This window comes from Streptomyces lasalocidi, assembly GCF_005280215.1.
Classification (GTDB): Bacteria; Actinomycetota; Actinomycetes; order Streptomycetales; family Streptomycetaceae; genus Streptomyces; species Streptomyces longwoodensis.
Genome location: NZ_SZNQ01000001.1, coordinates 1,570,744 through 1,584,983 on the forward strand (window position 1 = coordinate 1,570,744; position 14,240 = coordinate 1,584,983).

Below are 14,240 nucleotides of genomic sequence, written 5' to 3' on the forward strand. Positions count from 1 at the left end.
CCCGCCGGGACCCGGCCGGTTCCGGGAGGTGCCCGCACGGTCCCGCCCGGCGCCGCGCGAACCTCCCCGGTCCACCCCCGTAGGCTGGCACGGTGAGACGCCGTACCCCTCCCCCGCCCTCCCCGCTGCCGCAGCGCGACGGGGTGGACCCGGTGCGGGTGCGGCTGCCCGGCACCGGCGACTGGGCGACCGTCCGGGACCACCTGGTGCAGCGGCTCAGCGGGGCCGGCGTCGGCGCGGTGGAGGCGCTGCTGGACGCCGGGCTGGTCGTCGGGGCCGACGGGACCCCGGTGGCGCCGGACACGCCGTACCGGCCGGGGGCGTACGTGTGGTTCCACCGCGAGCTGCCCGCCGAGGTGCCCGTGCCGTTCCCGGTGCCCGTGGTGTACCGCGACGAGCACATCGTGGTCGCCGACAAGCCGCACTTCCTGGCCACCACCCCGCGCGGCAGCCACGTGGCCGAGACCGCGCTGGCCCGGCTGCGCCGCGAACTGGGCGTCCCCACCCTGACGGCGGCCCACCGGCTGGACCGGCTCACCGCGGGGCTGGTGCTGTTCACGGTGCGGCCCGAGGAACGCGGCGCCTACCAGACGCTGTTCCGCGACCGCCGGGTGCGCAAGGTCTACGAGGCGGTCGCGCCGTACGACCCCGCGCTCGCCCTGCCGGTCACCGTGCGCAGCCGGATCGTCAAGGAGCGCGGCTCGCTGACCGCGAGGGAGGTCCCCGGCGAGCCGAACGCGGTGACCCGCGTCGAGCTGGCCGAGCACCGCGCGGACGGGCTCGCCCGCTATCGGCTGACCCCGGAGACCGGACAGACCCATCAACTCCGCGTCCACATGACCGCGTTGGGTGTCCCCCTGCTGGGCGATCCGCTGTACCCGGTGGTGGCCGACCCGGTGCCGCCCGGCGACTTCCGGCGCCCGCTGCAACTGGTCGCCCGTGAGCTGGAGTTCACCGACCCCGTCACGGGGGTCACCCACCGGTTGCGCAGCGCGCGGACGCCGGGTGCCTGGACGGCGTACGCGCAGTGGGCCGGTGACGGGACCGGGCCGGCCGGTCCCGCCTGATCCCGGTCCACTCTGCGCGTCCGGCGAGTCACGGCTCAGTGGCCGCGCCACCAGGTCAGGAACCGCTGCCAGGCGCTCGGTCGCGCGACCGGTTCCTGCGCGGTGAAGGGGCCGGAACCGGCCTCCTGTGGCACCCCGGTGTCCGCCGGGTCGGCGACCGGCTCGGCGAGCAGCGGCCCGGACGGCTGCGCGGGCAACGTGGGCCCCGAGGAGCGCTGGCCGGGGAGCGCCCCGAGGGTCGGTCCGAGCACGATCTCCTGCTGCGGCTTGGGCGCGAAGTGCACCGGCAGGGCCACCAGGTGCCGGGAGGCGATGGAGGTCGTCCAGCGCAGGTCGCCCTCCTCGACGGCGAGCTGGACGTCGGGGAGCCGGGTCAGCAGCGCGTCGACGCCGACGTCGGCGATGGCGCGGCCGATGTCCTGGCCGGGGCACTCGTGCGGGCCGCCGCCGAAGGCGAGGTGGGAGCGGTTGCCCCGCATGCTCGCGGACCGGTCGGGCCGGATGCGCGGGTCGACGTTGCCCGGCGCGGGCGCGAACAGCAGTCCGTCGCCCCTGCGGATGCGCTGGCCGCCCAACTCGGTGTCCTGCTTGGCGAAGTAGCCGAGGATCGTGCTGAACGGCGGCTCGTCCCACAGGGACTGCTCCACCGCCTCCGGCACGGTCATCTGCCCGCCGTTGAGCCGGGCGTAGAAGCGGGGGTCGACGATGACCCGGCGCAGCACGTTGGAGAGCAGGTTGACCGTGGCCTCGTAGGCGGCGAACAGCACCAGCCGCAGGTGCTCGCGGACCTCGTCGTCGGTCAGCCCGGCGGGGTCGGTGACGAGGTGGCTGGTGAAGTCGTCGGCGGGCCGGGCGCGGCGGCGGGCGGTGAGCCGGCTGAGCGCGTCCATGACGTAGGCGTGGCTGGCGAGGGCGGTCTCGGTGCCCTTGAGCGCGTCGCGGGCGGCGTGCACCATGCGGTCGTCGTACTCCTCGGGCATGCCGAGGACCTGGCACATCACGGCCATGGGCAGGTGTTCGGAGAACTGGCCGACGAGATCGGCGTGGCCGTCCTCGCAGAAGTCGTTCACCAGGCGCTGGGTGGCCCGGTAGATGTGCCGGCGCAGGCCGCGGTGGTCGATCGTCGCCATGGCCGCCTTCACGGCGCCGCGCAGCCGCGTGTGCTCCTCGCCCTCGGCGTGGGAGCAGATGGGCTGCCACGCGATGTGCGGCATGAGGGGGTGGTCGGGCCTGACCATGCCCTCGGCGAGCGGGGTCCAGACGCGGCTGTCCCTGGTGAACTGCGAGGGGGTGCGCACCATGTGCAGGTTCTCGGCGTGGCCGAGGACCACCCACATGGGGACGTCGTCGTGGAGCAGGACGGGGGCGACGGGGCCGTGTTCCTCGCGCAGCTGCTCGTAGAGCCGGCCGAGGTCCTCGGCGCCGGGGCCGTAGAGCCGCTGGAGCCCGCCGGGTCCGCGGCCGTGGGCGGGGCAGCCGGGCGGCGGGCCGGGGGCGGGGTCGTGCGTACCTGTCGTCGACTGGGGTTCAGGCGTCACGGTGGGTCGCTTTCGAACGGCGTGGACCAGGGGTCCGGGCGGGGTCGCACGGCGGCAGGTACGGGGCGGCCGTACGGCGTGGGCGCGTGCGGGAGGTCGGGGTCAGGTGAGGCTGCCGGTGAGCGTCAGCGAGTGCAGGAACCGCATCAGCGTCATCAGCACGTCCCGGCTGGAGGCGCGGCGGCGCACGTCGCACTCCACGATCGGGATCTCGGGGGGCAGGTCGAGGGCGGCGCGCAGGTCCTCCAGGGCGTACCGCGGGCCGTCGGGGAAGGTGTTGACGCCGACCACGAACGGCACCCCGCGCTCCTCGAGCCGGCCCATCACCTCGAAGCTGACCTCGAGGCGGCGGGTGTCGACCAGGACGACCGCGCCGAGGGCGCCCTCGAACAGGCCGTTCCACAGGAACCAGAAGCGCTCCTGGCCGGGGGTGCCGAACAGGTACAGCACGACCTGGTCCGTGATGCGGATGCGGCCGAAGTCCATGGCCACGGTGGTGGCGGTCTTGGACGCGGAGCCGAAGTCGTCGTCGACCCCGACACCGGCCTGGGTCATGGTCTCCTCGGTGGTGAGCGGTCTGATCTCGCTCACCGAGCCGACCATGGTGGTCTTGCCGACGCCGAACCCGCCCACGATGACGATCTTCGCCGCGGCCTCGGTGGTGTGCGGCAGCCGGTCCTCGGTCCGTGGACCGGGGAGCGTGTCAGAGGCGTTGGAGTCCATGCATCACCGCTTCGAGGAGGGAACGGTCGGGGATCTTCTGCCGCACGATCGGGGCGCGGGCCTGGACCAGTTGCGCCGCCAGCAGGTCGGTGATCAGCACCGTCACCACGCTGAACGGCAGCCGCAGGTACGCCGAGATCTCGGCCACGGACAGCGGGGCGACGCACATCCGCAGCACCGCGGTCTGCTCCGGGGTGGCGGAGGAGGGTGCCTCGGCGCGCGCCACGATCAGGGTGACCAGGTCCAACGGCACGCGCTCGCCGTCGCCCGAGATGACGAACAGCCGCTCGGGCTGCCTGCCCTCGCCCTCCCGCTCCGCCCGGCCGGCCGGGTCGTCGTCGGCCGGTGCCCGGGGCGGGGGCGGCGGGACCGGCGGCCGGGGTGCGGGGTGGCGCCGTCGCCGTTTCGGAGGAGTCATACGGTCTGCCCGGAGTGCCGGGGCGGGCTGGTCAGGTGCGAGCCGATCCGCACGACGAGGTCGCGCATGTTGGCGCTCATGTGGCCGGGTTCGCAGCGCACGTCGGCGAGGACGGCGAGGTAGGCGTTGGCGCCGGCCGCCATGAGGTAGAAGTAGCCGCCGTTCATCTCGATCACCACGAGGTTCATCTCGCCGTCGCTGGTGGGGATCTCCTGCGCGACGGCACCCGCGAGGCTCTGCAGTCCGGCACAGGCGGCGGCCACGCGGTCCGCGGCGTCGGGGTCGCCGGCGTAGCGGGCGATGCGCAGGCCGTCCGCCGAGAGCACCACGATCATCTCGATGCCCGGGACGCCGTCGTAGAGCTCCTTGAGCATCCAGTCGAAGTTGGCGCGCTGCTGGATCACGTGGGGTCCCCCTCGTCGTCGGCCTCGGGTCGGGCCTTGTCGTCGATCAGGTGCAGGTACTTGGTGGGGTTGCGGGTGAAGTCGGTCGGGTGCGCACCCGGGTTGTCCTTCTTCAGCCCCTCCCAGAACGCCTCGACCCACAGGCCGGGCGCGGGCCGCTCCTCCTGGGCCTGCTGCTCCCTCATCGACTGCCGTTCCTCGGCGCGGGCCCAGATGTCCTCCTCGCCGCGCTCGGCGGCGCGTTCGGCGGCGGCCTGGGCGGCGTAGGCCTCGGTGATGCGCTGGACGAGGGGCACGGTGGCCTTGCTGCGGCGCTGGGGCAGGCCCTGCGGGGTCCACTCGGTGACGACCGGGACGTCGTCCTCCAGGGACACGTCGGCCGGGATCATCGGGTTGGTGGGCCGGCGCTTCTTCGGCTTGCGCCGGGGTGCCTCCACGTCGCCGAGGTCCTGCGTGGGCAGCGCGGCGGCGCCGATGCCGTGGGCGTAGAGGGAGGTGGGCCCGCCGGTGAGCATCTCGCTCGGGACGATCAGCACGGCGCGGACCCCGCCGTAGGCCGAGGCGCGCAGCGCGACCTGCATGTTGAACGCGGTGCACAGACGGCCGACGACGGCGAGGCCGAGCCGCGGGGTGTCGTTGATGTCCTGGAGGTCGACGCCGGCCATGGCGGCCTCGAGCATGCCCTCGGCCTTGGAGCGGGTCTCCTCGCTGAGGCTGACGCCGGCGTCCTCGATCTCGATGGCGACGCCCGTCTGCACCTCGACGGCGTTGATGTGGACCTTGCTGGTCGGCGGCGAGTAGCGGGTGGCGTTGTCCATGAGCTCGGCGCAGGCGTGGATGACCGGCTCGACCGAGATGCCGCGGATGTTGACCTTGGCGATGGAGTCGAGCTGGACGCGGCGGTAGTCGAGAATGCGGCTCATGGCGCCGCGCAGCACGCTGTACAGCGGGACAGGCTGGGGCCACTGGCGGCTCGGCCGGCCGCCGCCGAGGACGCCGATGGAGTCGGCGAGGCGGCCGATCAGGGCGGTGCCGTGGTCGATGCGCAGGAGGTCGTCGAAGACCTCGGGGTTGCGGCCGTGGTCCTCCTCCATCTCCCGCAGTTCCTTGTTCTGCTGGTGGACGATGGCCTGGATGCGGCGGGCGACGCTGACGAAGGAGCGCTGGGAGGAGTCGCGCAGGTCCTGCTCGTGGTTGACGATCTCCAGGATCCGGTCGAACACGGCCTTCTGGGACTCGTCGAGCCCACGGAAGTACGGGTCCGTCCGCTCGTAGTGGGCCTTCACCTCCATGGGTGTATTTCCCTTGCGGAGGTGCAGCACCGAGGCGGGGATGTAGTCCGTGGCGAGCCGGAGGTTCTGCTCCGCGTGCCCGGCGACGCGCTGTTCCAGGCGGGCCTGGTGCCGGCTGCGCTCGGCGCGCAGGTCGCGCAGCTCACGGCCGCGGCGCACCGCCTCGGCCGCCGTCGCGACCACCAGGACGGTGGCGACGGCCCCGCAGACCGCGACGGCGAGCCGGGCCGCCTCCGGCACCGCCACGACGGCGGCCGCGCTCGCCGCGGCCATCAGTATCGCGGGGGGCAACAGCACGCGGGCGTAGGGGAGTTCACGGCGGCCGGGTGGGGACTGAACACTCACCATGGGGACCCTCTGTAGGGGAATTGTCCGCATCTTCGGGATGATTGGGAACAAGCGCACGAATAGCCATCAACTCGTGCGCTGTGGGGCGAGCTTAGTCCGACCGGATCATCGCCGGGTCATGTTCGGCAACCGCCTGAAACGGCCGCCGGTGCTGGAGTAGCCTCTTCCCCATTTGCACGCTGCGCCCCCGCTCGCACACCCAGGGTGACGGCGCACAGGCATGCGAACACCCGCCTCCGTGGAGGCGGGTGTGCTCCCGAGGCTCAGCCCACGGACGAGTAGGCGACGACGCCCCGCAGCAGCTGGTCGACGGCCTTGCGGGCGGCCTTGGTGACCGTGGTGCCCTCACCGGGGGCGGCGGCCGAGATCTGCCCCAGCACGTCGATCACCTGCTTGCACCAGCGCACGAAGTCACCCGCGGGCATCTCCGCCTCGCGCAGCACCTCGTCCAGGCCCTTGCCGGAGGCCCACATGTAGGCGGCCCAGGCGAAGCCGAGGTCGGGCTCGCGCTGGCCCACGCCCTCGGTCTGGCTGATCCGGAACTCCTCCTCCAGGGCGTCCAGCCGGCCCCAGATCCGCACCATCTCGCCGAGCGCGGCCTTCGCGTTGCCCGACGGCAGCTTCGGCGCCATCGCGTCGTCGCCGACCCGGGACTCGTAGACCAGCGCCGAGACGCACGCGGCCAGTTCGGCCGGGCCCAGGCCCTCCCAGACACCGGCCCGCAGGCATTCGCTGGCCAGCAGGTCCAGCTCGCCGTACAGCCGGGCGAGCCGCCTGCCGTGCTCGGTGACCTCGTTGCCGCGCAGGTAGTCCAGCTCGGTCAGCAGGGCCACGATCCGGTCGAAGGTCCGCGCGATGGTGTTGGTGCGGCCCTCGATGCGGCGCTCCAGCTGCGAGGTGTCGCGCAGCAGCCGGTGGTAGCGCTCGGCCCAGCGGGCGTGGTCCTCGCGGTCGTTGCACCCGTGGCACGGGTGGGCCCGCAGCGCCGTGCGCAGCCGGGCGATCTCGCGGTCGTCGGCGGCCTGCGAGCGCTGCTTGCGGTGCCGCTCCGGCGCGATGTGCCCGGCCTTGGTGCGCAGCGCGGAGGCGAGGTCACGGCGCGACTGCGGGGAGCGCGCGTTGAACGACTTGGGGATGCGCATCCGGTCCAGCGGCTCCACCGGCACCGGGAAGTCCATCGACGCCAGCCGCTTGACCTGCCGTTCCGCGGTCAGCACCAGCGGCCGGGGCCCGTCCTGGTGGTCGAAGCCCCGGTGGCCGTTGGCGCGCCCGGCGGGCAGACCGGGGTCCAGCACCAGGGCCAGGCCCGCGTACTTGCCCGTGGGCACGTGGATGATGTCGCCGGGCTTGAGCCGCTCCAGGGCGACGGCGGCCTCGGCGCGGCGCTGGGACGCCCCCTGCCGGGCCAGCTCGGTCTCGCGGTCCTTCAGCTCGCGGCGCAGCCGCGCGTACTCCTCGAAGTCGCCGAGGTGGCAGGTCATCGATTCCTTGTAGCCGGCCAGCCCCTCCTCGTTGCGCTGCACCTGCCGGGAGATCCCGACGACCGAGCGGTCCGCCTGGAACTGCGCGAAGGACGTCTCCAGCAGCTCGCGCGAACGGTGCCGGCCGAACTGCTCGACCAGGTTGACCGCCATGTTGTACGACGGCTTGAAGCTGGAGCGCAGCGGATAGGTGCGGGTGCCCGCGAGACCGGCCAGGTGGTCGGGGTTCATGCCGCGCTGCCACAGCACCACCGCGTGGCCCTCGACATCGATGCCGCGCCGGCCCGCACGGCCGGTGAGCTGGGTGTACTCGCCGGGGGTGATGTCGGCGTGCTGCTCGCCGTTCCACTTGACGAGCTTCTCCAGCACCACGGAGCGGGCGGGCATGTTGATGCCCAGGGCGAGGGTCTCGGTCGCGAAGACGGCCTTGACCAGGCCGCGCACGAACAGCTCCTCGACGACCTCCTTGAACGTCGGCAGCATGCCCGCGTGGTGGGCGGCGATGCCCCGCTCCAGGCCCTCCAGCCACTCGTAGTACCCGAGGACGTGCAGGTCCTCGCGCGGGATGGAGGCGGTGCGCTCCTCGACCAGGGCGCGGACCCTGTCCCGCGCGTCGTCGTCGTTGAGCCGCAGTCCGGCGTGGAGGCACTGCTGGACGGCGGCTTCGCAGGCGGCGCGGCTGAAGATGAAGGTGATGGCGGGCAGCAGGCCCTCGGCGTCCAGGCGATCGATGACCTCGGGGCGGCCGGGCGTCCACACCCGGGAGCGCTGCCGGCGCTCGCGCTCGCGGTCGGCCTCGCGCATCGAGCGGCCGCGCCGCCGGTCCTGGTACGACGGGCGGCTCGCCTCCATGCGGGCCAGCCGGGTCAGGTCCGGGTTGACGGCCTTCTTGTGGCCCTCGGCCTCCTCGAACAGGTCGTACATCCGGCGTCCGGCCAGCACGTGCTGGAACAGCGGCACGGGGCGGTGCTCGGAGACGATGACCTCGGTGTCGCCGCGGACCGTGTCGAGCCAGTCGCCGAACTCCTCGGCGTTGGACACGGTCGCCGACAGGGACACGAGGGTGACCGACTCGGGGAGGTGGATGATCACTTCCTCCCAGACGGCGCCGCGGAAGCGGTCGGAGAGGTAGTGCACCTCGTCCATCACCACGTGCCCCAGGCCGACCAGGGTCTGGGAGCCGGCGTACAGCATGTTGCGCAGGACCTCGGTGGTCATCACGACCACCGGGGCGTCGGAGTTGACGCTGTTGTCGCCGGTGAGCAGGCCTACCTTGTCCGCGCCGTACCGCCGGCACAGGTCGGCGTACTTCTGGTTGGACAGCGCCTTGATGGGCGTGGTGTAGAAGCACTTGCGGCCCTGCTGGAGGGCGAGGTGGACGGCGAACTCGCCGACGATCGTCTTGCCCGAGCCGGTGGGTGCGGCCACCAGGACGCCCTTGCCCGCCTCGAGCGCCTGACAGGCCTCGATCTGGAAGGGGTCGAGGCCGAAGTCGTACATCTCGCGGAAGGACGCGAGGGCGGTGGCCTGCTCGGCAGCGCGCCTGCGCGCCGCCGCGTACCGCTCGGCCGGTGAGAGGTCCTGAGTCATCGTGCTTTCGAGCGTACCGGGCCCCACTGACAACAGGACGATCATTATCCGTATCAGCCGCTTCGGAACCCGGGGTCCGCGCAGCTCAGGGGTGTGGGGGACGCGGTGGGGCGGGCGCCGCGGGGTGCGCGGCGGACCCGCGCGCAGGGCGGAGGCGGCCGGCGCCGCCGGGCCTCACGGGTCCCCTCAGGGACCGATCACCCGCACCGCGCCCGGTATGCAGCGCACGGTCAGCGGGAGGGGGCCGAGCGGCTCGCCGTCGGCGTAGCCGGTGACGTCGGGCGCCGCCAGCTCGACGCGGGCCGCCCGGTGCACGGTGATCTTCGGATGGTCGACGTGGGTGCCCCGGTAGACCCGCGGGAACACCCGCAGCAGCGTCGTGCGGGAGCAGTCGCCGACGACGGTGACGTCGAGGAGCCCGTCGGCGGGGTCGGCGCCGGGGCAGATCCGCATGCCGCCGCCGTACGACGGTCCGTTGCCGACGGCGACGAGGGTGGCCTCGATCTCGCGGACCTCGCCGTCGTCCAGCCGCAGCCGGTAGGGGAAGGGGCGGAGGGCGGCCAGTTCGGCGAGCACCGCCAGGTCGTACCGGGCACGGCCGGCGGGCCACCGCATGCGGTTGCCGCGGTCGTTGACCCGGGAGTCGAAGCCGGAGGCGAGGACGGTGCCGAACCAGCGGTCGCCGGCCCGGCCGAGGTCGACGTCGCGCACCCGGCCGCCCTCGAGGGCGTCGGCGAGCAGCGCGCCCGCGGCGGCCGGGTCGCGCACGGGCAGGCCGAGGGCGCGGGCGAAGTCGTTGCCGGTGCCGACGGCGACCACGCCGAGCGGGGTGCGGGTGCCGGCGACGGCCTGGAGCGCCAGATGGACCAGTCCGTCCCCGCCGACCGCGACGAGGGCGCCGGTGCCCTCGGCGACGGCGGCACGCGCGCGGGCCAGCGCCTCGGCGGCGTCCCGGCCGACGACGGTGCGCACGGCGTGTCCGGCGGCCCGGAACGCGGAAGCGGCCGGCTGCGCCGCGCGGGCGCCCCGGCCGCGGCCCGCGGTGGGGTTGACGAAGAGGGTGATCTCGCTGGTCACGGAAGTGACCCTAAGAGCTTCCCGGTGATCGTCAGGTCACGTCGTCATAACCGTTGACGCGTTCGGTGCTCGCCTGCTCGGGCAGCGCGCGCGGGGTGGTCACCGGCTCGACCGTCCCGATGTCCTCGGGGGTCAGGTCCAGCTCGGACGCCTCGTCGTCGGCGGGGGCCAGGGCTTCGCGGCGGCGCCTGCGGCGGTCGTTGAGCAGGGAGAAGGCGACGGCGCCGAAGTACAGCACCCAGATCGGCCCGGCGAGGGCCAGCATCGAGATGGGGTCGGTGCTGGGGGTGGCGACCGCGGCGAACACCGTGATGCCGAGGATCATCGCCCGCCACCAGCCGGCCATCCGCCGGCCGGTGATGGCGCCGGTGAGGTTGAGCATGACGAGCAGCAGCGGCAGCTCGAAGGAGAGGCCGAAGACGACGACCATGCGCGTGACGAGCTGGAGCAGGTCGTCCAGCGGCAGCAGGTTGTCGACGTCGTTCGGGGTGAACCCGACCAGCACCTTCGCGGTGGTCGGCAGCACCCGGTACGCGAAGTAGGCGCCGCCGAGGAACAGCGGGACGCCGGTGCCCACGAAGGCGTAGGCGTACTTCCGCTCGTGCTTGTGCAGGCCCGGGGCGACGAAGGCCCACAGCTGGTACAGCCAGACCGGCGAGGCGAACACGACACCGGCCATCAGGGAGACCTGGAGTGCCAGGGTGAAGGGCGCGAGGAGGCCGTTGATGGTGATCCGGGCGCACTGCTCGGTGTTCCCCGAGCGCGTCAGTTCCTCGAAGCTCTGCTTGCAGCCGATCGAGTCGAGGATCGGCTGGGTGAGGACGTTGATGATGTCGTTGTAGAAGAAGGCGGCGACGACCGTCACGAGGACAATGGCGAGCATCGCCTTCGCCAGCCGGTTGCGCAGCTCACGAAGGTGTTCCGCGAGGGGCATCCGCCCCTCGGGGTCCTTCTCCTTCTTGCGGGCAGGCTTGAGCAACCCACGTTCCCATCTCGTGCGGCGGGCCGGAGGTCACCGGCCCTGCGTCAGCGCTTGGTGGTGTCCGTCGGCTCGGTCACGGGACGGGAGCTGGTCACGTCGCCGGGAGAGGCCTGGATGGTGCGCTGCGCGGGGGGCTGCTCGCCGTTGTTCGGCGGGCCGGCCGGCGTGGCCGTGCTGTTGCCGTCGTCCTTCATCGCCTTGGCCTCGCTCTTGAGGATGCGCGCGGACTTGCCGAGCGAGCGGGCCATGTCCGGAAGCTTCTTCGCGCCGAACAGCAGGATGATGACGACGAGGATGAGAATGATCTCGGGGGCGCCGAGCCTTCCGAACATAAGTCTTTACCTTCTCACCGAGGCTGCTGGGTGGGGTGCTGTCCGATCGGCCGGACAGGTGTCCGAAGGATCGCGTCGACAGCGATCGTAACGCTCAGGGGTAAACGCGGGGCAATCCCTGGGCGTACTCCCGGTCAGCGGTCCGGGCCTCGTTCTCCGGGCCGCGACCAGCAGCGTACCGCCCGCCCCTGCCGCGACGGGAGGGCGTGGCGCCCGACAGGCGCGAACGGCGCAGGCGTCACCGGTGGTGCCCGGTGCCCCTCAGAGCGAGTCCACGGCCCGGGCCGCGCTCGTCGAGGCGCGCTCCAGGTCGTCGGCGGCCCGGCCGATCCGCGCGGCGGAGTCGGTCACCTGCCGGCCGAGTCGCTCGGCCTCCACGAACACCCGGACGGCCAGGACGGCCAGCACCGTGAGCCCCAAGAACCCCATCGCCACCGCGAACATCGCCCAGAACATGCCGTCGAGCCTAGACCGTTCCCGCCGCGGTGCCGACCGCGGGCCGGACGCCCGGACCCGGGGGTCCGTCGCACCGTCCGTCGGCCGACGTCCTCGCGACTCGCTACATCGAGTGCAGCCGCAGGGTGCGCACGCCGCCGCCCGTGAGGAGTTCGACGATGCGTTCGCCGGCGGGCTTGCGGACGGCCGCGCCGCACTCGGGGCAGGTGAAGGAGTAGAACGTGGTGCGGCTGGTGGCGCCGATGGCCAGGCGCAGGGCGCCCGCGGCGAGTTCGAACCGGCCCCGGCAGTCCGGGCAGCCCGCTCTGAACACCACCGGGGCCACGCTCCGCATGCCCGCGAACGCGGACGTCACCGAGATGCCCCGCACACCGGACGTCGCCGATTCGCTCACAGACCCTGCTCCTGTCCGTCGAACTGCCTGCTCAGCTGCCGCCCAGGCGCCACGCCCGACACCCCGGGCCCGGCGTCCGCGCCGGCCGCGACGCCGGCGCTGCCGGTCCCGGAGGCCTCGGCGGTGTCGCCGGTGCCGCCGCTGTCAGCGGTGGGGCCGTCGGCGTCGATGCCGTCGTACGCCGCGAGGGCCTCGCGGGCGGCGCGGCGGGCGCGGTCGGCGAGGTCCTGCGGCGCGACGATCCGGCCGTCGGGGCCGAGGCGCAGGGCCAGGCGTCTGAGCGAGGCCGGATCGGGCGTGCGCAGGGTGATACGCAGGCCGCCGTCGGGAAGTTCATCGGCGCTGTCGTGCGGGTAGTACTCGGCGACCCAGCGGCCGCCGGGACCGACCTCGATGACGACCTCGGGGTCCTCGGCGGCCGGCTGCACCAGCCCCTCCGAGAGGTCCCGCAGCTCCACCTCGGGCGGGGCGGACGGCTCGTCGAGGATCCTGATCTCGGCGACCCGGTCCAGGCGGAACGTGCGGCGCGCCTCGGAGCGGCGGCACCAGGCCTCCACGTACGTGTGCCCGACGCTCACCAGGCGGATGGGGTCGATCTCGCGCTCGGTGACCTCGTCGCGGGCCGGGGAGTAGTAGCGGATCCACAGCCGGCGGCGCTCGGAGATGGCCCGGTCCACGTCGGCGAAGACGCCGCCCTCGGACTCGAAGGTCACCGACAGCCGGGAGCTGGCGCCCGCCGCCTCGCCGGCCGCGGTCTCCACCTTGGCGGTGGCCCGCACCAGCGCCTGCCGGTCGCTCTCCCGCAGCCCCGGAAGGGTGGCCACCGCGCGGGCGGCGACCAGCAGCGCGGTGGCCTCGTCGGCGGCGAGCCGCAGGGGCTCGGCGGCGTCGGCGCCCAGGGCGGCCGGGTTGTGCCACCAGATGCGCTCGCCGTCGGTGTCGATGTCGAGGAGGTCGCCGCCGCGGAAGCTGGTGCCGCACATGGGCAGCACGTCGAGGTCGGAGACCAGCTCGTCCTCGGTGATGCCGAAGGCGCGCGCGACGTCCTCGATGCGCGCGCCGGGCCGCTCCCTGAGGTACGTCACCAGGGAGAGCATCCGCCGGGTCTGGTCGATCGCGTTCGCCGGCCTGACCGGTTTGCCTGCCACTGTCTCGCTCCGCTCCCCCTCAGCCCTTGGCCACGGCCCGCAGCCGGTCGACGACGTCGGCCCGCAGCTCGGCGGGCTCCAGGACGACCACGTCCGGCCCGAACTCCACGAGCCAGGCGTCCAGCCCGTGCCCGTACGGAATCTCCAACTCGTCCCACCCGTCGCCGAGTTCCCGCACGGCGGTGGCCCTCGCCCGAAGGGGGTACCCGGCGCCGCCGCGCAGCCGGATCCGCGCGCTGCGGTCGGCGGTCTCCCCCGCCCAGCCCGCGACGGTCTCGCGGACGGTGACCACGTCGGGCACGGGCGCGGTGAACCGGCCGCCCCGGGAGCGGACCTTGCCGGTGATGCGCGACAGCCGGAACACGCGCTCGGCGCCGCGGTCGCGGTCGAAGCCCGCCAGGTACCAGTGGCCGCGCCAGCACTCCAGCGCCCACGGCTCGACGTGCCGGGGCTCGGGGTGGGCGGCGTTGGCCTTGCGATAGTCGAAGACGACGGGGCGGCGGTCGCGGCAGGCCAGCATCAGCGGCTCGAAGGCCGCCTCGTGCACGGGGATGCGCGGTTCCAGCGCGCCGTGCGCCTCGTAGGGGTCGACGTCCTCGGGCAGTCCGGCCGCGCGCAGCTTCTGCAGGGCGCCGCTGGCGGCACCGGCGAGGCGCGCCTGCTGCCACACCTTGGCGGCCAGGCCCAGCGCGGCGGCCTCCTCGGCGTCGAGGGTGATGGGCGGCAGGCGGTTGCTGTCCCGGCGGGCCAGGTAGCCGACCTCGCCGTCCAGGCTCTCCACGGTCTCGATGACCAGGCCGAGCTCGCGCAGGTCGTCCTTGTCGCGCTCGAACATCCGGTTGAAGGAGTCGTCGCCCCCCGTGCCCGAGCCGAACGCCTCCACGTAGGCCTCGATGGACTCGCGCAGCTCCCGCTTGCTCAGCGGCCTGCGCGTCCCGAGCAGACACAGCGCCAGGTTCATCAGCCGCTCTGCCTTGGCAATGGCCATCG

14 protein-coding genes are annotated in these 14,240 nt (G+C 73.4%); 1 reads left to right on the plus strand and 13 read right to left on the minus strand.

All coding sequences use genetic code 11. The annotated features are described in order from the left end of the window. Window positions 1-92: 92 nt before the first annotated feature. Window positions 93-1,067 (plus strand): pseudouridine synthase, encoded by a 975-nt coding sequence (locus tag E4U91_RS06980; protein ID WP_137306016.1) that lies wholly within the window; start codon window positions 93-95, stop codon window positions 1,065-1,067. 35 nt (window positions 1,068-1,102) lie between these two features. On the opposite strand, the gene E4U91_RS06985 is transcribed toward E4U91_RS06980, so the two are convergent. From E4U91_RS06985 to E4U91_RS07045, 13 genes are all read right to left on the minus strand, one after another. Further along, entirely contained in the window at window positions 1,103-2,605 is a 1,503-nt protein-coding gene (locus E4U91_RS06985; protein WP_137306017.1) for a cytochrome P450, read from the minus strand. Window positions 2,606-2,707: 102 nt separating this feature from the next. Further along, a complete protein-coding gene (locus E4U91_RS06990) occupies window positions 2,708-3,328 on the minus strand; it encodes a GTP-binding protein (RefSeq protein ID WP_137306018.1) in 621 nt (206 codons plus the stop codon). Beyond that, window positions 3,309-3,746 (minus strand): DUF742 domain-containing protein, encoded by a 438-nt coding sequence (locus E4U91_RS06995; RefSeq protein ID WP_137306019.1) that lies wholly within the window; start codon window positions 3,744-3,746, stop codon window positions 3,309-3,311. The genes E4U91_RS06990 and E4U91_RS06995 overlap by 20 nt, the downstream gene beginning before the upstream one ends. Further along, complete coding sequence (locus tag E4U91_RS07000) at window positions 3,743-4,150, minus strand: roadblock/LC7 domain-containing protein (RefSeq protein ID WP_137306020.1); 408 nt, start codon at window positions 4,148-4,150, stop codon at window positions 3,743-3,745. Before E4U91_RS07000 ends, E4U91_RS06995 begins: the two co-directional genes overlap by 4 nt. After that, entirely contained in the window at window positions 4,147-5,790 is a 1,644-nt protein-coding gene (locus E4U91_RS07005) for an ATP-binding protein (RefSeq protein WP_174867764.1), read from the minus strand. The genes E4U91_RS07000 and E4U91_RS07005 overlap by 4 nt, the downstream gene beginning before the upstream one ends. 263 nt (window positions 5,791-6,053) lie before the next feature. Then, window positions 6,054-8,906, minus strand: a complete 2,853-nt coding sequence (locus E4U91_RS07010; protein WP_137306021.1) for a DEAD/DEAH box helicase — start codon at window positions 8,904-8,906, stop codon at window positions 6,054-6,056. A 141-nt stretch (window positions 8,907-9,047) separates the two neighbouring features. Then, a complete protein-coding gene (locus E4U91_RS07015) occupies window positions 9,048-9,938 on the minus strand; it encodes a diacylglycerol kinase (RefSeq protein WP_137306022.1) in 891 nt (296 codons plus the stop codon). Window positions 9,939-9,969: 31 nt separating this feature from the next. Beyond that, window positions 9,970-10,917: a twin-arginine translocase subunit TatC gene (tatC, locus tag E4U91_RS07020; protein WP_137306023.1), complete on the minus strand. Its 948-nt coding sequence runs from the start codon at window positions 10,915-10,917 to the stop codon at window positions 9,970-9,972. Window positions 10,918-10,964: 47 nt separating this feature from the next. Next, a complete protein-coding gene (tatA, locus tag E4U91_RS07025; RefSeq protein WP_137306024.1) occupies window positions 10,965-11,252 on the minus strand; it encodes a Sec-independent protein translocase subunit TatA in 288 nt (95 codons plus the stop codon). 261 nt (window positions 11,253-11,513) lie between these two features. Then, window positions 11,514-11,708: a hypothetical protein gene (locus E4U91_RS07030; protein ID WP_137306025.1), complete on the minus strand. Its 195-nt coding sequence runs from the start codon at window positions 11,706-11,708 to the stop codon at window positions 11,514-11,516. 103 nt (window positions 11,709-11,811) lie between these two features. After that, window positions 11,812-12,102, minus strand: a complete 291-nt coding sequence (locus E4U91_RS07035) for a hypothetical protein (protein WP_137306026.1) — start codon at window positions 12,100-12,102, stop codon at window positions 11,812-11,814. Then, window positions 12,099-13,250: a helix-turn-helix transcriptional regulator gene (locus E4U91_RS07040; protein WP_241678526.1), complete on the minus strand. Its 1,152-nt coding sequence runs from the start codon at window positions 13,248-13,250 to the stop codon at window positions 12,099-12,101. The genes E4U91_RS07035 and E4U91_RS07040 overlap by 4 nt, the downstream gene beginning before the upstream one ends. Window positions 13,251-13,269: 19 nt before the next feature. Beyond that, window positions 13,270-14,238 (minus strand): helix-turn-helix transcriptional regulator, encoded by a 969-nt coding sequence (locus E4U91_RS07045; protein ID WP_137306027.1) that lies wholly within the window; start codon window positions 14,236-14,238, stop codon window positions 13,270-13,272. Window positions 14,239-14,240: the final 2 nt, after the last annotated feature.